A 16570-nucleotide genomic window follows, 5' to 3' on the forward strand; every position below is an offset into this window, starting at 1 on the left:
TCACGGCCGCGCATACGCCGCAACGCCGCCTCGTCTTCATAGCGATATGGCGATTCATGCGGTTCGTGCCGCCCGCGCATTACCGAACAGGTGGTCAATCATGCGTCCTCTGCGCCTGCCTCTCATGCATGCCCATCCCCAGACAGAAAAAGAACGCGAAGTCCGCAAAGCCAATTCCGCGCGCTGGCTCGTGTCGCCGTCGGTCGCGGTGCTGTTGCTGTGGATGACGATTCCGCTCGCGATGACGATCTGGTTCTCGTTCTCGCGCTACAACCTGCTGAATCCCGACCTGAAGGGTTTCGCCGGTTTCGACAACTACCAGTTCCTTGCCAGCGATCCGTCGTTCGGCCCGTCGATCGGCCATACGTTGCAACTGATCGTGTCGGTGCTGGTGATCACGGTGGTTGGCGGCGTGCTGATGGCGATCCTGTTCGACCGCAAGTTCTACGGGCAGGGCGTCGCGCGGCTGCTGGCCATCGCGCCGTTCTTCGTGATGCCTACGGTGAGCGCGCTGATCTGGAAGAACATGATCCTGCATCCGGTCTACGGCCTCGTCGCAAGCGGCATGCGCGCAATCGGCATGCAGCCGATCGACTGGTTCGCCGAGTATCCGTTGACTGCGGTCATCATGATCGTCGCGTGGCAATGGCTGCCGTTCGCGTTTCTGATTCTCTTCACGGCGATCCAGTCGCTCGATCAGGAGCAGAAGGAGGCGGCGCGGATCGACGGAGCGGGTCCATTCTCCATGTTCTTCTACATCACGCTGCCGCACCTGAAACGCGCGATTGCCGTGGTGGTGATGATGGAGACGATTTTCCTGCTGTCCATCTTCGCGGAAATCTATACGACGACCGGCGGCGGTCCCGGCACCGCGACCACCAACCTGTCGTACCTGATCTATTCGCTCGGCCTGCAACAGTTCGACGTCGGTCTCGCCTCGGCGGGCGGCATTCTCGCTGTCGTGCTGGCCAATATCGTGTCGTTCTTCCTCGTGCGGATGCTCGCGAAGAACCTCAAAGGGGAGTACGAAAAATGAGCCAGGTTGCCTCTACTCCGGCGTCGACCACGGCGCCCATGACCGTGCCGGCGAAGTCGCCGTTCGCCGCGATCCGTCGCGGCATTCCCGGCGTGCTCGCCTGGTTTGTCGCGCTGCTATTGTTCTTCCCGATCTTCTGGATGACGATCACCGCATTCAAGACGGAACAGCAGGCGTACTCGTCGTCGCTATTTTTTACGCCGACGTTCGACAGTTTTCGCGAAGTATTCGCGCGCAGCAATTACTTTTCGTTCGCGTGGAATTCGATCCTGATCTCGGTCGGCGTGACGGTGCTATGCCTGATTCTCGCCGTGCCGGCCGCATACGCAATGGCGTTTTTTCCGACACGTCGCACGCAAAAAGTGCTGCTGTGGATGTTGTCGACCAAGATGATGCCCTCGGTCGGTGTTCTCGTGCCGATCTATCTGCTGTGGAAAAACAGCGGCTTGCTCGATACGGTTTCCGGTCTCGTGATCGTCTACACGCTGATCAACCTGCCGATTGCGGTGTGGATGTCTTTCACGTACTTCGCGGAAATTCCACGCGACATTCTGGAAGCTGGCCGTATCGACGGCGCGGCGACCTGGCAGGAAATCGTCTATCTGCTGATGCCGATGGCGCTGCCGGGGCTCGCTTCCACCGCGCTACTGCTCGTGATCCTTTCGTGGAACGAAGCATTCTGGAGCATCAACCTGTCGAGTTCCAACGCAGCGCCGCTCACGGTTTTCATCGCGTCGTACTCCAGTCCTGAGGGCCTGTTCTGGGCCAAGCTGTCCGCGGCTTCGCTGCTTGCGGTGGCGCCAATCCTGATCGTCGGCTGGCTTTCGCAGAAGCAACTCGTGCGAGGCCTCACGTTCGGGGCGGTCAAATGACGGCAGGCACCAGTGCAGGAAATTTCGCGCTGATCTGCGATTGCGACGGTGTATTGATCGACAGCGAGGCGGTGGCTGCGCGCATGCTAGTGCATGAGCTTGAAGCGCGCTGGCCAGGCGCGGATATCGAACCGGTCGTGCTGCCGTTACTTGGATTGCGCATCGAAAAAGTGCTGGAAGGCACGGCGATGCAACTCGGCAAAAGCCTCGGTCTGGACGACATCGACGCGATCCGCCGGTCAGTGGAGGCGGCGGCGATGCAGGCGCCGGCAGTGCAGGGCATCGAGCAGGCGCTGGCGCAGGTCCCGCTCATCAAAGGCTGCGCGAGCAATAGTTTTCGGCCTTACGTGCAGACCGTTCTTGCGCGTACGGGGCTCGTGAGGTTTTTCGGCGACCGTCTGTTTTGCGCCGACAGCGTGCCCAATCCGAAGCCCGCACCCGACGTCTATCTGGCAGCGGCGAAAGGTTTGCGGCTCGCGCCGTCTGGATGCCTCGTGGTCGAGGACAGCGTGACCGGCGTCACCGCGGCGAGCGCTGCGGGAATGACGGTGCTGGGCTTCATCGGCGGCGGTCATGCGAGCGACGCGCAGATCGACAAATTGCATGCGGCCGGTGCCCGGCATGTATTCGACGACATGCATCAGCTGCCGGAACTGGTCGCGCAGTGGACGTTGAGCGCGACGGCCGCGGCGCCGTAAGCGCGGGCGGCTCGGCGCACGACGAACGTGCGACCAGCACAGCCGCAACGCGCAAATGCAACGCAAGCGCAAACGCAACGTGGCAACACACAAGCAACACACAGCATTACACGGAGACACATCATGGCAAGCGTAACTCTGCGCAATATCCGGAAGGCCTACGACGACACCGAAGTGATGCGCGACATCAACCTCGACATCGCGGACGGCGAATTCGTCGTGTTCGTAGGTCCGAGCGGTTGCGGTAAATCGACGCTGATGCGGATGATCGCCGGCCTCGAAGATATCAGCGGTGGCGACCTCACCATCGACGGCATGCGCATGAACGATGTGCCGCCCGCGAAGCGCGGCATTGCGATGGTGTTCCAGTCGTATGCGCTATATCCGCACATGACGCTGTACGACAACATGGCGTTCGGCCTGAAGCTCGCCGGCACGAAGAAGCCGGAGATCGACGCGGCCGTGCGCAACGCGGCAAAGATCCTGCATATCGATCATCTATTGGACCGTAAGCCCAAGCAGCTATCGGGCGGTCAGCGCCAGCGCGTCGCAATCGGCCGCGCGATCACCCGCAAGCCGAAAGTGTTTCTGTTCGACGAACCGCTGTCGAATCTCGACGCCGCATTGCGCGTGAAAATGCGGCTGGAATTTGCGCGCCTGCATGACGAGCTGAAGACCACGATGATCTACGTGACGCACGATCAGGTCGAAGCGATGACCCTCGCCGACAAGATCGTCGTGCTGTCTGCGGGCAATCTCGAACAGGTCGGCAGTCCGACCATGTTGTATCACGCGCCGGCCAATCGTTTCGTCGCGGGTTTCATCGGCTCGCCCAAAATGAACTTCATGGAAGGCGTCGTGCAATCGGTCACGCACGACGGCGTGACGGTGCGCTATGAAACCGGCGAGACACAGCGCGTCGCGGTAGAGCCTGGCTCGGTCAAGCAGGGCGACAAAGTGACCGTGGGCATCCGCCCCGAGCACTTGCATGTCGGTATGACGGACGACGGTGTATCGGCCCGCACGATGGCCGTCGAATCGCTCGGCGACGCAGCGTATCTGTATGCGGAGTCGAGCGTCGCGCCGGACGGTCTGATTGCACGCATCCCGCCGCTTGAACGTCATGCGAAGGGTGAGACGCAAAAGCTCGGCGCGACGCCCGAGCATTGCCATCTGTTCGATAGCGAAGGCAAGGCGTTCCAACGCAAGATCGTCGAAGTATTGGCGGCTTGACGTGGCGGGAAGGCGCGAGTGCGACCTTCCCGCTGTTCGTTTCAATGACGCAGTGGCCTGCTCGTGTGGGGCCGCGGTGAGCGAGCCCCTCGCTTAAATACGTCGGGCGCTCTTTAAGCTTCGAGAGCAGCCCGCGCGCACAGTTCGTCGGTAACGAGCCCCGACAGCCAGCCACCCTTGAGCACTGCGATCAGTGCTTCACGCTTGCGCTTGCCGCCCGCGAAACCAATGGTCGGCCGCAGCGGGGGCGAATCGATTTCGATGCTGGTCACGCGCCGGCCCGTCGGCGATTCAACGCGGGCACCGGCTGCGTCGATGGGCAGTCCGAGCATTTCGGCCACCGCGCCGTTCTGCACCAGTTCCTTCACTTCCGCCGACGTAATGAAGCCGTCCTCGTGCAGCGGGCATTTCGGCCCAATATTGCCGATGCCGACGAACGCGACGTCCGCCTGCGCCGACAGCGACTCGACGATCCGATAGAGCCGGTGATTGCACCACTGCGCGCGTTCGGCCTCGCTATCGGCAATCAACGGCGCGGGCAGCAGAAAATGCTTGCCTCCGGTTTTCTCCGATATGTGCAGCGCGACGTCATAGCGGTTCGAGGAGCCGTCCTGAGCGATGGCCCCGACCATCGATACCAGCCGGTGCTGCGGACGGTCTAGCTGCGCGATCTGATCGACCGCGGCTTTGAGTGTCCGGCCGCTGCTCACCGCGACCACCATCGGCTTTTCTTCGGCGAGGTAACGTTCCATGACCTGCGCGCCCGCGACCGCGAGCTTGCGATCGACTTCATCGGGCGTGTCGCTGTCGATCGGCACCACCTCGCACATGGCGAGACCGTAGCGTTTCGACAGCTGATCGGCGAGCGACAAACAGTCCGCCAACTGGTGATCGACACGCACGCGGATCAGATTTTTTTCCACCGCGAACGCGACGAGCCGTTGCGCGACCGGGCGCGACACCTGCAGCTTCTCGGCGATCTCGTTCTGGGTATTGCCCGCGACGTAGTAGAGCCACGCGGCGCGAGTAGCAAGATCTAGTTTTTCTGTGGACTTGGGCACGGTGACGATTCGCTTGAAGGGCGCCGATAGTGGCAGCCGGCGCTCGCCATCAGGCGCCGCCGGTTGCGGATTGCGCTGTTGCCATGGGTTCAGGCGAGCCGCTCGCGCGCGGGGTCGAATAGCGGCCGCACATGACGGTACAGCGCACGATATGCGTCGAGCCGCGTCCGCAATTCAGCGTGACGGCGCGGGTTCGGCGTGAACTCCTTTTCGATCGGCGGTTTGCTGAGTACGGTGGCCGGATCGCCGCCCGCCGCGAGCCAGCCGAGACGCGCCGCGCCGAGCGCCGCACCGGTCTCGCCGCCGCCGTGCTTGCGCGTGGCGGTGTCGAGCGCGTCGGCGAGCAACTGTGCCCAGTAATCGCTGCGTGCGCCGCCGCCGAGCAGCGACAGTGCCTTTGCTTCGGTGCCGGCTGCGCGCAGCGCGTCGAGACCGTCGGTGAGTGCGAGCGTCACACCTTCGAGCACCGCGTAGCCGAGCAGCGCACGATCCGTTGCGTGATTCATACCGAAGAACACGCCCTGCGCATACGGGTCGTTGTGCGGCGTGCGCTCGCCGGACAAGTACGGCAAGAAGAGCGGTGCGGTGGTAAGTGCGTCTGCGGGCAGTGCTTCTATTTCAGCGAGCAGCGTGGGTTCGTCGGTCGAGGTGAGCTTGCAGACCCAACGCAAACAGCTTGCCGCCGACAAGACCACGCTCATCTGATGCCAGCGGTCTGGAATCGCGTGGCAGAACGCGTGCACAGCGGAAGCAGGATTCGGCCGGAAGCTGTCGCCGACCACGCACAACACGCCGGACGTGCCGAGCGACACGAAGCCGTCACCCGGCTGCGTCGCGCCGATGCCGATCGCGCTGGTTGCGTTGTCGCCGCCGCCAGCCGCGACGATCACGCCGTCGGCGAGACCATATTGGCGCGCGAGTTCCGGCAACAACGTGCCGGACGGCGCACTGCCTTCGGCGAGGCTCGGCATCTGCTTGCGCGTCATGTTGCAGGCCGCAAGCAGCGAATCGGACCAGTCGCGTTTTGCGACGTCGAGCCACAGCGTGCCGGCCGCATCCGACGGGTCCGAGACCTTGCCGCCCGTCAGCTGCAAACGCAGGTAGTCTTTCGGCAGGAGCACACAGGCAGTGCGCGCAAAGATGTCGGGTTCGTGACGCGCGACCCACAACAGTTTCGGCGCGGTGAAGCCCGGCATGGCGAGATTGCCCGCGACGCTATGCAGGTCTGGCGCGCGCTCCGTGAGTTCGGCGCACTCCTTGTCGCTGCGCATGTCGTTCCAGAGAATCGCGGGCCGCAACACGCGGTCTTCGGCATCCAGCAGCACGGCGCCGTGCATCTGCCCGGAGAGGCCGATGCCGCGAATCTGCGCGAACTCGTCCGGATGTTTCGCGCGCAATGCGGCGAGCGCACTCTGCGTGCCGGCCCACCAGTCTTCGGGATTCTGTTCCGCCCAGCGCTGATGCGGACGGGAAACCGTGAACGGAGAGCCCGCGGTGCCGATCACGCGTCCGTTGGAGGCGAGCAGCAGGACTTTCACTTCGGACGTGCCGAGGTCGATGCCGAGATACATGGGCGGAAAACCTTCGTCGTTAGAGATGCGCTACTTTAGCCGCACACGACGCGCGGTGCCATGCGCATTAAGCCTGGCACCGCGCGTGAAATCGAACGTGGATGTACGGTGTTTCTTACGCGTGCGCACGTTTGGCGAGCCACACGTCGACACGCGCCAATGCCCCGGCCAAAGCGGATTCCAGCTCCGGCGTCTGCGCCATACTGCCCCACAGCAGACGGTCCGCCGCGAATGCCTGCAAAGGATCGGGCGCGGCGAAGAAGCCGCGCGCGACGCGCTCGTCCATCACGCCGTCCTGATACGTGTAAGGCAGCGTGCCTGCCTGCCAGCGTTCCAGGAAGCGAAAGAACAGAGCCGGCAGCATCGCGGTGGCTGCGGGCGTTACGCCGCGCTCGAAACATTCGGCGAGCGTCGGCGCGATGAAGCCAGGCAGTTTGGAAAAGCCGTCGGCGGCGACGCGCTGGTTGGTGTCCTGGATATAAGGATTGCCGAAGCGTTCGAGCACGACATCGCGATAACGCTCCAGGTCGAGCGGACTCGGCGACAGGCAGGGGATCACGTCTTCGGTCACGTAGTCGAACGCGAACTTGCGAATGTCTGCGTCTTGTGTGCCTTCGTGGATGTAGTCCAGGCCCACCAGCGTCCCCGCCCACGCGATACAGCTATGCGTCGCGTTGAGTATGCGGATCTTCGCTTCTTCGTACGGCAGTACCGAGTCGACCAGTTCCGCACCGACTTTCTCCCATGCCGGACGGCCCGCTATGAAGCGCTCTTCGATTACCCATTGAATGAACGCTTCGCCCATTACCGGGCACGCGTCGTCCACGCCCGTCGCGGCCTTCACACGTTCGCTCACGTCAGGTGTCGGTCGCGGCGTGATGCGGTCGACCATCGAGCTTGGACACGCGGTATTGTCGTCGAACCATCGCGCCAGTTCGCCCGCGCCGCGCAGTTCGAGAAATGCGCTCATGCCCGCATGAAAACGCTCGCCGTTGCGTCGCAGGTTGTCGCAGGTTTGCAGCGTGACCGGACCCGCGCCGTTTTTCATGCGCGCATCGAGAATCGCCGCGAGCGCGCCGTAGATAGTGGTATGTCCGCCTTTGAGGTCGGTCGAGAGATCGGGGTTGGCCGTGTCGAGCTGGTCATGTTCGTCGAGGTAGTAGCCGCCTTCGGTCACCGTGAACGAGATGATCTTGCAGGCCGGATCGGCGCCGGCTTCGATCAGCGCGTCGAGGCTTTCTGTCCACGGCACGACGCGCTCAATCGAGCGGATTGTCTCGTACGCGCGTTCGCCCTGAGGCGTGACGGTCTCGAGCGTATAGACGCCATCTTGGGCTGCGAGCGCTTCGAGCACCGCGTTCATGTCGCTGCGGATATTGCCCACGGTGAGTGACCAGTGCGGTTCGCCCGGCAACTTCGCTTCGTTCAACCTGTGGAGATACCACGCCTGATGCGCGCGATGAAACGATCCCGCGCCGATATGCAGGATTACGTGTGCGGCCGCGCCGCTATCTTGCCCGCTGCTCATGTGCGTCTCCATGTATCTGGCTCGCGCGGCTTGTCGCGCGCGTCTTTTCTTCAGTTAGAGCATTTGCTCTGTATGTGAGCGAATGATCGTACCCGGCGAAATGAAAGTCAAGGCGGCTGCACAGGGTTTTCGTGGCGCAGCGCGGCGGCGCGTGGTGGCCTGACACGTTGAATGACCGGGCGACGCGCTTCGTCGCACGTTTTTGCATTGCATCATTCTTGACGTTGAAGCCGCCAGGACTTACCCGAATGCAAAAAAGTATCGGTCCGCAGTCTCATTTTTAGTGGTGGCTTACGCGTTTGGAGGCTACTTTTCGCTGTACACGAAGAAGACGAGCGGCATCCTTGTGAGCCGCATCATGGAGGCAGACAGTGCAACCCGATCTGGAGATCGTGGCCGTACGCCGCGACGAGTCGTTCAAAGTGTGGTCGCACGGCTATCCGTATCGCACGGTACGCTGGCACTTTCACCCGGAGTACGAGATTCATCTGATCGTGGCGACCACCGGCAAGATGTTCGTCGGCGATCACATCAGCAGCTTCGCGCCGGGCAACCTCGTGTTGATGGGCCCGAACTTGCCGCACAACTGGGTGAGCGACGTGCCCGAAGGCGAGAGCATCGCGCAGCGCAATCTCGTCGTGCAGTTCGGCCAGGAGTTCGTGTCGAGCTGCCTCGAAAGTTTCCCCGAGTGGCGTCAGGTCGAGGCGCTGCTCGCCGACTCGCGCCGAGGCGTGTCGTTCGGCGCCCGCACGAGCGCCGCGATCCAGCCGCTCTTCCTTGAATTGCTGGCGGCGCGCGGACTCCGCCGTCTCGTGCTCTTCATGTCGATGCTCGAAATCCTGATGAGCGCCGAAGACCGCGAGACGCTCGCGAGTCCCGCGTATCAGGCCGACTCAACGGGCTTTGCATCGACGCGCATCAATCATGTGCTCTCGTATATCGGCAAGAACCTCGCAAACGAGTTGCGGGAATCGGATCTCGCACAACTGGCCGGTCAGAGCGTGAGCGCCTTTTCGCGCTATTTTCGCCGGCATACGGGCTTGCCCTTCGTGCAATACGTGAACCGCATGCGCATCAATCTTGCATGCCAGTTGCTCACCGATAGCGAACTCAGCGTCACCGACATCTGCTTCAAAGCGGGCTTTAACAACCTGTCGAATTTCAACCGGCAGTTTCTCGCGGTGAAAGGCATGGCGCCTTCGAGATTCCGCCGCTATCAGCAACTGAACGACGCGAGCCGCGATGCATCGGAAGAAGCTGCGGCACGCGGCGCGGGCATCGACGATGCGCCCGCCATCGTGCTCGCGCCGGGTCTGCCGCGACCAGCAGCCTCTGCGTATCCGCCAACGTAACGCCTACGTTGTTCATACGCCTCGCTTGCCGGCAAGGCGTTCTGCTTCACCTGTGTTTCAACACGTATCGCGCTGTCCGACGGCAGCGTGACGGACGTGCTCACTTCAAGAACGGAGACAACCATGACGCACACCACCTTCAAATACGCATCGTTGAATACTTTCGCGCGGCGCGGCGCGTTGTTCGCGAGCCTCGCATTCAGCCTGTCCGTGATCGCGGCGCCTGCTGCGCAGGCCGCGCCGCTAAGAATCGGCATGACGTTTCAGGAACTGAATAACCCGTACTTCGTGACGATGCAGAAGGCGCTCAACGACGCGGCCGCGTCGACCGGTGCAACGGTGATCGTGACCGATGCGCATCACGACGTGAGCAAACAGGTGAGCGACGTCGAAGACATGCTGCAGAAGAAGATCGACATTCTGCTCGTGAATCCGACCGATTCGACCGGCATTCAATCGGCGGTGACGTCGGCGAAGAAAGCGGGCGTCGTGGTCGTCGCGGTGGATGCGAACGCGAATGGTCCGGTCGACTCGTTCGTCGGCTCGAAGAACTTCGACGCCGGACAGATGGCCTGCGAGTATCTGTCGAAGTCGATCGGCGGCAGCGGCGAAGTGGCGATTCTCGACGGCATTCCGGTCGTGCCGATTCTCGAGCGCGTGCGCGGCTGCAAGGCCGCGCTTGCGAAGTCGCCCGGCGTAAAGCTCGTGGACACGCAGAACGGCAAGCAGGAACGCGCGACGGCGCTCTCGGTGACCGAAAACATGATCCAGGCGCATCCGAATCTGAAGGGCGTGTTCAGCGTGAACGACGGCGGATCGATGGGCGCGTTATCGGCGATCGAGTCGTCGGGTAAAGACATCAAGCTGACGAGCGTCGACGGTGCGCCCGAAGCGATTGCCGCGATCCAGAAGCCGAATTCGAAATTCATCGAGACCTCCGCGCAATTTCCTGCTGACCAGGTGCGTATCGCACTGGGCATCGCGTACGCGAAGAAGTGGGGCGCCAATGTGCCGAAAGCGATTCCCGTCGACGTGAAGATGATCGACAAGAGCAATGCCAAGGGTTTTAGCTGGTAAGCCGAATGCCCGCTGCCGCGCTTCGATTCCTGATGCGCGCGGCGGCGGGCAGTGATGGAGCACCCGATGGACACGATACTCAAGCTCGACAACATCACCAAGAGCTTTCCCGGCGTGAAGGCGTTGCAAGGCATTCACCTCGAGATCGCACGCGGCGAGATTCATGCGCTGCTCGGCGAGAACGGCGCGGGCAAATCGACGTTGATGAAAATCTTGTGCGGCATTTATCAGCCGGACGAAGGCACGATCACGATCGAAGGCGAACCGCGCCACTTCGCGAACTATCACGATGCGGTGGCTGCGGGCGTCGGCATCGTATTTCAGGAATTCAGTCTGATCCCGTATTTGAACGCCGTGGAGAACATGTTCCTGGGCCGCGAAATGAAGAATGGCCTGGGCCTGCTCAATCGAGGCGGGATGCGGCGCGCGGCTGCGGAGATCTTCGGGCGGCTTGGCGTTTCGATTGACCTGTCGGTGCCCGTTCGCGAGCTCTCGGTCGCGCAGCAGCAATTCGTCGAAATCGGCAAGGCGTTGTCGCTCGAAGCGCGCATTCTGATTCTCGATGAACCGACTGCGACGCTCACGCCTGCCGAAGCGGAGCATCTGTTTGCAATCATGCGCGACCTGAAAAAGCAGGGCGTCGCGATGATTTTCATCTCTCACCACCTCGAAGAAATTTTCGAAGTATGCGACCGCATCACGGTGTTGCGCGACGGCCAGTATGTCGGCATGACGGAAGTTGCGCAGTCCGACGTGGGCCGCCTCGTCGAGATGATGGTGGGGCGCCGCATTGAAAGCAGCTTTCCGCCGAAGCCGCCGCTGCGGCCCGACGCGAAAATCGTGCTGGACGTGCAGAAGCTGCAACTGCTGAAAGACAGCCCGATGCTGCAATTCACGCTGCGCGAAGGCGAGATTCTCGGCTTCGCCGGACTGGTCGGTTCGGGCCGCACCGAAACCGCGCTTGCCGTGATCGGCGCAGATCCGGCCTATGTGAAGGAGGTTCGCATCAACGGCGAGGCTGCCAATCTGTCCGATCCGGCCGACGCGCTGCGCGCGGGCGTGGGGATTCTTCCTGAAAGCCGCAAGACGGAAGGGTTGATCACGGACTTCTCGATCAAGCAGAACATCTCGATCAACAACCTCGGCAAGTATCGCTCGCTGCGGTTCTTCATCGATCAACGCAGCGAAGCGCGCGCCACCGCCGACATCATGAAGCGCGTGGGTGTGAAAGCGCCGACCATGCACACCGAAGTCGCCACGCTGTCGGGTGGCAATCAGCAGAAAGTGGTGATTGCGCGTTGGCTGAACCATCACACCAACATCCTGATCTTCGACGAACCGACGCGCGGTATCGACGTCGGCGCGAAGGCGGAGATCTATTTGCTGATGCGCGAACTCACTGCGCGCGGCTATTCGATCATCATGATTTCGTCCGAACTACCGGAGATCGTCGGCATGTGCGACCGCGTCGCCGTGTTCCGCCAGGGGCGCATCGAAGCGCTGCTCGAAGGCGACCAGATCGACTCTAACGCCGTGATGACCTATGCAACCGCCGGCACTCGTGGAGCCCAGCATGAACACGCCTAATCCTTCTTCTTCGCCGAAAACATCGACCGTCAGTAGTGACACGCCCGGCGCGCCGGTGCGCTTCACATGGGCCGCGTTGAAGCGCTCCACGCTGTTCTATCCGTTCATCGGCCTACTCGTTGTCTGCATCGTCATGGTCTTCGCGAGCGACAGCTTCCTCTCCGGCGCGAACATCGAAAACGTGCTGCGTCAGGTGTCGATCAACGCGATTATCGCGGTCGGCATGACATGCGTGATTCTGACTGGCGGCATCGATCTGTCTGTGGGCTCCGTGATGGCTCTGGCCGGCACGCTCGCCGCCGGTTTGATGGTGGCCGGCATGAATGCGCTTGCTGCGTTGGCGGTGGGCGTTGCCGTCGGCCTTGGCTTCGGCGCGGCCAACGGTTTCTTCGTCGCGTTCGCCGGCATGCCGCCGATCATCGTGACGCTCGCCACCATGGGCATCGCGCGCGGTCTGGCGCTGATCTATACAGGCGGTTATCCGATCGACGGTTTGCCCGACTGGGTCAGCTTTTTCGGCAGCGGCAAGATTCTCGGCATTCAGGCGCCGGTCGTGATCATGGCGGTGATCTATGTCATCGCGTGGGTGTTGCTGGAGCGCATGCCGTTTGGCCGGTACGTGTATGCGATCGGCGGCAATGAACAGGCGACGCGTCTATCCGGCGTGCGCGTGGCGCGCGTGAAGCTGATCGTCTACACGATTGCAGGGTTGACGTCCTCGTTCGCCGCCATCGTATTGACCGCACGTTTGATGAGCGGCCAGCCGAATGCGGGCGTGGGTTTCGAACTCGACGCCATTGCCGCCGTGGTAATGGGCGGTACCTCGATTTCCGGCGGACGCGGCTCGATCATCGGCACGTTGATCGGCGCGCTGCTGCTCGGCGTGTTGAACAACGGGCTGAACATGGTCGGCGTGAATCCGTATGTGCAGAACGTGATCAAGGGCGGAATCATTCTGCTCGCGATTTACATCAGCCGTGACCGTAGAAAGTAAGGCTCAATTCCCCATCTGATCTCCACTTCAGGCAGGATTTGCAATGACGAATCAATCCACTTCATCCGACAAGCAGAACATGACCGCGATTGTTTGCCACGCACCGAAAGACTACCGCGTGGAACAGGTAGCGAAACCGCGTGCGGGAGCGCACGAACTGGTGATTCGCATCGCCGCATGCGGGATCTGCGCGAGCGATTGCAAATGCCATTCGGGCGCGAAGATGTTCTGGGGCGGGCCAAGCCCGTGGGTCAAGGCGCCAGTGATTCCAGGCCACGAGTTCTTCGGCTTCGTGCAGGAACTCGGAGACGGCGCGGCCGAGCACTTCGGCGTTAAGGTGGGCGACCGTGTGATCGCGGAACAGATCGTGCCGTGCGCAAAGTGCCGCTATTGCAAGTCGGGCCAATACTGGATGTGCGAAGTGCACAACATCTTCGGGTTCCAGCGCGAAGTCGCGGACGGCGGCATGGCCGAGTACATGCGTATTCCGCCGACTGCAATCGTCCACAAGATTCCCGACGGTATTTCACTGGAAGACGCTGCGATCATCGAGCCGCTCGCGTGCGCGATTCACACCGTCAATCGCGGCGATGTGCAGTTGGACGACGTCGTCGTGATTGCAGGCGCAGGTCCGCTCGGTTTGATGATGACGCAAGTCGCGCATCTGAAAACGCCGAAGAAACTCGTCGTGATCGATCTGGTGGAAGAGCGCCTCGCACTCGCGCGCGAGTATGGCGCGGACGTGACGATCAACCCGAAACAGGACGACGCGCTCGCGATCATCCATTCGCTCACTGACGGCTACGGCTGCGACGTCTATATTGAAACGACCGGCGCGCCAGTCGGCGTCAATCAGGGCATGGATCTGATCCGCAAGCTCGGGCGCTTCGTCGAGTTCTCGGTGTTTGGCGCGGATACTACGCTCGACTGGTCGGTGATCGGCGATCGCAAGGAACTCGACGTGCGCGGCGCGCATCTCGGGCCGTATTGCTATCCGATTGCGATCGATCTGCTCGCGCGCGGGCTCGTTACGTCGAAAGGGATTGTCACGCACGGCTTTTCGCTGGAAGAATGGGATGAGGCGATCAAGATCGCCAATTCGCTCGATTCGATCAAAGTACTCATGAAGCCGCGCGCCTGAGCCTGCGCATGGGCGGAAACCGGAGCGGCATATAAACGGAGACTGTATGGATTACGTCATCGGCGTGGATATCGGCACGCAGAGCACGAAGGCGCTGCTCGTGGATCAGCATGGCGCCATCGTCGCGCACCATGCGTCGAGCTATCAGCCGGATACGCCCAGGCCGCTATGGGCGGAACAGTGGCCCGCCGTGTGGTTCAAGGCGGTCACGGAATGCATTGCCGCGTGCGTTGGCAAGGCAAAGGAAGCGGGCGTCGCGGCAAATTCCATCAAGGCCGTGTGCGTGAGCAGTCTGTATGGCGGCTCGGGCATTCCTGTCGATAGCGATATGCGCCCCCTTTATCCTTGCCTGATATGGATGGACCGGCGTGCGACCGATCAGGTCGAGTGGGTGCGCAACAACGTCGACCTCGATCGGCTTTATACGATCACCGGCAACGGCGTGGACAGCTACTACGGCTACACGAAGATGTTGTGGCTGCGCGATCACGAGCCGGACGTATGGGCGAAAACGCTTTATTTCCTCCCGCCGAATGCGTATGTGATCTACATGCTGACCGGCGAGATTGCAGTCGATCACAGTTCCGCGGGCAATATCGGCGGCATTTACGACATTGCGAAGCGCGACTGGTCGGACGAGGCGCTCGACATGCTCGGCATTCCCGCAACGATGATGCCGGAGCGCCTCGTTGAATCGTCCGAAGTCGTGGGCAGCCTGCTATCGCAGTGGACCGAAGAATTGGGGCTCGCCGCAGGCACGGCGATCGTCGCGGGCGGTGTGGACGCGGCCGTCGCAACGTTCGCGGCCGGCGTGAGCCGCGCCGGGCAGCATGTGGCGATGATCGGCACGAGCATGTGCTGGGGATACATCAATCAGACGGTGGACGCCCGCCACGGATTGATCAGCATGCCTCACGTTTTCAATGGCCAGCGCGACATTTATATATTCGGTGGTGCGATTACCGCCGGGGCGTCCGTGACCTGGTATCGCGATCAGTTCTGCCATGCGGAAGTCGAAGCCGCGCGCGCGACGCCTCATGGCGATCCGCATCGGCTGCTTGAAGACAACGCCGCGAAGGTGCCCGCCGGGTCCGATGGCGTGATGTTTTTGCCGTATCTGATGGGCGAACGCAGTCCGGTCTGGGACGCGAAGGCGAGCGGCGCATTCGTTGGCCTGAGTCTGTTCCATACGCGCGCGCATCTTTATCGCGCGGTACTCGAGGGCGTGTCATTCGCGTTGAAGCACAACATAGAGGCGGGCCGCAAAGGCGCGCAGTCGCTGGAAGACAAGCTGGTGGTGGTCGGCGGCGCGGCGCATTCCGACTTGTGGATGCAGATCATCGCCGACATCACCGGCTATCCGGTCTACACCATCGAGCAGGAAGTGGAGGCGGCAATGGGCGCCGCATTGCTCGCGGCGCTGGGCGTCGGACTGATTTCGCAGGAAGCGGCGCAGGGAGGATGGGTCACGCTGGTCGAGCGTGCGCAACCGGACGCCGCGAGAATGGCGCTTTACGAACAGCGTTTCGGCATCTACACGGATCTCTATCCGGCATTGAAGCCGGCCATGCATCGCTTGCAAACATCATGAATGCTACTTTCGATTTTTCCGGCCGCTCGATACTGGTGACGGGCGCTTCGAGCGGAATCGGCCGCGCGACGGTCGAGATGTTGTGCGTTTGCGGCGCGAACGTCGTGGCGGCGGCGCGCGGTGTCAACGAGCTTGCGCGCCTCGCCGAAGAGACCGGTTGCGAGCCGTTGATGCTCGACGTAAGCGATGAAGCTGCAATCGACGATGCGTTTGCGTCGCTCGGTCCTTTCGACGGTCTCGTGAATTGCGCAGGAATCGCGTTGCTCGAGCGAGCAGTGGATACCACCGCCGCGAGTTTCGATCGCGTGATGGCAGTGAATACGCGCGGCGCAGTGCTGGTTGCGAAGCATGTGGCGCGAGGAATGATCGAGGCGAAGCGGGCTGGCAGCATCGTCAACGTGTCGAGTCAGGCGGCGCTCGTGGCGCTCGACGATCACCTGAGCTATTCGGCTTCAAAAGCGGCAATGGATGCGGTGACGCGGGCCTTGTGTATCGAATTGGGACCGTTCGGGATTCGGGCTAACAGCGTTAATCCCACTGTCACGTTGACACCTATGGCGGTGCAGGCCTGGAGCGATCCTGTGAAGCGCGAGCCTGCTCTCAAGGCGATTCCGCTCGGGCGATTCGCCGAGCCCGTCGAAGTGGCTTCGGTTGTGGCGTTCTTGTTGAGTGATGCGGCTTCTATGGTGAGTGGAGTTTCGTTGGCTGTCGATGGGGGATTTACTGCGAGGTGATTTTTTGGGCGTGTGGTGATTGTTGTTCTTCAGCCCTTGGCCTTTCCTTGATGTCACCGTGGTTTATGCGCGCTGCCCCCGTGCGGGGCAGCGCG

Annotated in this window: 14 protein-coding genes; 11 read left to right on the forward strand and 3 right to left on the reverse strand. The window is 61.8% G+C overall.

The window, feature by feature from the left end:
* The first annotated feature begins 100 nt into the window (after positions 1–100).
* The 4 genes from BCA01S_RS22800 to BCA01S_RS22815 all read left to right on the forward strand — a co-directional run bounded on the left by BCA01S_RS22800 (position 101) and on the right by BCA01S_RS22815 (position 3839).
* Positions 101–1036, forward strand: coding sequence for a carbohydrate ABC transporter permease (locus BCA01S_RS22800; protein ID WP_027778908.1), 936 nt, complete (start codon positions 101–103; stop codon positions 1034–1036).
* Positions 1037–1074: 38 nt separating this feature from the next.
* Complete coding sequence (locus tag BCA01S_RS22805) at positions 1075–1908, forward strand: carbohydrate ABC transporter permease (RefSeq protein WP_020069197.1); 834 nt, start codon at positions 1075–1077, stop codon at positions 1906–1908.
* Positions 1905–2606 carry an HAD family hydrolase gene (locus tag BCA01S_RS22810; RefSeq protein ID WP_027778909.1) on the forward strand — a complete coding sequence of 234 codons (702 nt, stop codon included), beginning with the start codon at positions 1905–1907 and terminating at the stop codon, positions 2604–2606. Before BCA01S_RS22805 ends, BCA01S_RS22810 begins: the two co-directional genes overlap by 4 nt.
* A 123-nt stretch (positions 2607–2729) precedes the next feature.
* Positions 2730–3839: an ABC transporter ATP-binding protein gene (locus BCA01S_RS22815; protein WP_027778910.1), complete on the forward strand. Its 1110-nt coding sequence runs from the start codon at positions 2730–2732 to the stop codon at positions 3837–3839.
* 113 nt (positions 3840–3952) lie between these two features.
* Here BCA01S_RS22815 and BCA01S_RS22820 read toward each other — a convergent pair whose 3' ends face one another.
* The 3 genes from BCA01S_RS22820 to dalD form a co-directional block, all read right to left on the reverse strand.
* A complete protein-coding gene (locus BCA01S_RS22820) occupies positions 3953–4900 on the reverse strand; it encodes a sugar-binding transcriptional regulator (RefSeq protein WP_027778911.1) in 948 nt (315 codons plus the stop codon).
* Positions 4901–4989: 89 nt separating this feature from the next.
* On the reverse strand, positions 4990–6471 hold the full coding sequence (gene xylB, locus BCA01S_RS22825; RefSeq protein ID WP_027778912.1) for a xylulokinase: 1482 nt from the start codon (positions 6469–6471) through the stop codon (positions 4990–4992).
* Between the two features lie 115 nt (positions 6472–6586).
* Complete coding sequence (dalD, locus tag BCA01S_RS22830; RefSeq protein WP_027778913.1) at positions 6587–7999, reverse strand: D-arabinitol 4-dehydrogenase; 1413 nt, start codon at positions 7997–7999, stop codon at positions 6587–6589.
* A 371-nt stretch (positions 8000–8370) separates the two neighbouring features.
* Between dalD and BCA01S_RS22835 the strand changes: the two genes are divergently transcribed.
* The 7 genes from BCA01S_RS22835 to BCA01S_RS22865 all read left to right on the forward strand — a co-directional run bounded on the left by BCA01S_RS22835 (position 8371) and on the right by BCA01S_RS22865 (position 16475).
* Complete coding sequence (locus tag BCA01S_RS22835) at positions 8371–9351, forward strand: AraC family transcriptional regulator (RefSeq protein WP_027778914.1); 981 nt, start codon at positions 8371–8373, stop codon at positions 9349–9351.
* A 123-nt stretch (positions 9352–9474) separates the two neighbouring features.
* Complete coding sequence (locus BCA01S_RS22840) at positions 9475–10428, forward strand: ABC transporter substrate-binding protein (protein WP_027778915.1); 954 nt, start codon at positions 9475–9477, stop codon at positions 10426–10428.
* Between the two features lie 66 nt (positions 10429–10494).
* Entirely contained in the window at positions 10495–12015 is a 1521-nt protein-coding gene (locus BCA01S_RS22845; protein ID WP_027778916.1) for a sugar ABC transporter ATP-binding protein, read from the forward strand.
* On the forward strand, positions 12002–13009 hold the full coding sequence (locus tag BCA01S_RS22850) for an ABC transporter permease (protein WP_020069188.1): 1008 nt from the start codon (positions 12002–12004) through the stop codon (positions 13007–13009). The genes BCA01S_RS22845 and BCA01S_RS22850 overlap by 14 nt, the downstream gene beginning before the upstream one ends.
* A 43-nt stretch (positions 13010–13052) precedes the next feature.
* Positions 13053–14150 carry an alcohol dehydrogenase catalytic domain-containing protein gene (locus tag BCA01S_RS22855; protein ID WP_027778917.1) on the forward strand — a complete coding sequence of 366 codons (1098 nt, stop codon included), beginning with the start codon at positions 13053–13055 and terminating at the stop codon, positions 14148–14150.
* Between the two features lie 46 nt (positions 14151–14196).
* Positions 14197–15741 carry an FGGY-family carbohydrate kinase gene (locus BCA01S_RS22860; RefSeq protein ID WP_027778918.1) on the forward strand — a complete coding sequence of 515 codons (1545 nt, stop codon included), beginning with the start codon at positions 14197–14199 and terminating at the stop codon, positions 15739–15741.
* Positions 15738–16475: an SDR family oxidoreductase gene (locus BCA01S_RS22865; RefSeq protein ID WP_027778919.1), complete on the forward strand. Its 738-nt coding sequence runs from the start codon at positions 15738–15740 to the stop codon at positions 16473–16475. Before BCA01S_RS22860 ends, BCA01S_RS22865 begins: the two co-directional genes overlap by 4 nt.
* Positions 16476–16570: the final 95 nt, after the last annotated feature.

Origin of the sequence: Paraburkholderia caledonica NBRC 102488 (assembly GCF_000685095.1) — a bacterium.
Taxonomy (GTDB): Bacteria; Pseudomonadota; Gammaproteobacteria; order Burkholderiales; family Burkholderiaceae; genus Paraburkholderia; species Paraburkholderia caledonica.

Coding starts and splice junctions, on each gene's coding strand:
- BCA01S_RS22800 (WP_027778908.1), top strand. CDS start 101: ATGCGTCCTCTGCGCCTGCCTCTCATGCATGCCCATCCCCAGACAGAA.
- BCA01S_RS22805 (WP_020069197.1), top strand. CDS start 1,075: ATGACCGTGCCGGCGAAGTCGCCGTTCGCCGCGATCCGTCGCGGCATT.
- BCA01S_RS22810 (WP_027778909.1), top strand. CDS start 1,905: ATGACGGCAGGCACCAGTGCAGGAAATTTCGCGCTGATCTGCGATTGC.
- BCA01S_RS22815 (WP_027778910.1), top strand. CDS start 2,730: ATGGCAAGCGTAACTCTGCGCAATATCCGGAAGGCCTACGACGACACC.
- xylB (WP_027778912.1), bottom strand. CDS start 6,471: ATGTATCTCGGCATCGACCTCGGCACGTCCGAAGTGAAAGTCCTGCTG.
- dalD (WP_027778913.1), bottom strand. CDS start 7,999: ATGAGCAGCGGGCAAGATAGCGGCGCGGCCGCACACGTAATCCTGCAT.
- BCA01S_RS22840 (WP_027778915.1), top strand. CDS start 9,475: ATGACGCACACCACCTTCAAATACGCATCGTTGAATACTTTCGCGCGG.
- BCA01S_RS22845 (WP_027778916.1), top strand. CDS start 10,495: ATGGACACGATACTCAAGCTCGACAACATCACCAAGAGCTTTCCCGGC.
- BCA01S_RS22850 (WP_020069188.1), top strand. CDS start 12,002: ATGAACACGCCTAATCCTTCTTCTTCGCCGAAAACATCGACCGTCAGT.
- BCA01S_RS22855 (WP_027778917.1), top strand. CDS start 13,053: ATGACGAATCAATCCACTTCATCCGACAAGCAGAACATGACCGCGATT.
- BCA01S_RS22860 (WP_027778918.1), top strand. CDS start 14,197: ATGGATTACGTCATCGGCGTGGATATCGGCACGCAGAGCACGAAGGCG.
- BCA01S_RS22865 (WP_027778919.1), top strand. CDS start 15,738: ATGAATGCTACTTTCGATTTTTCCGGCCGCTCGATACTGGTGACGGGC.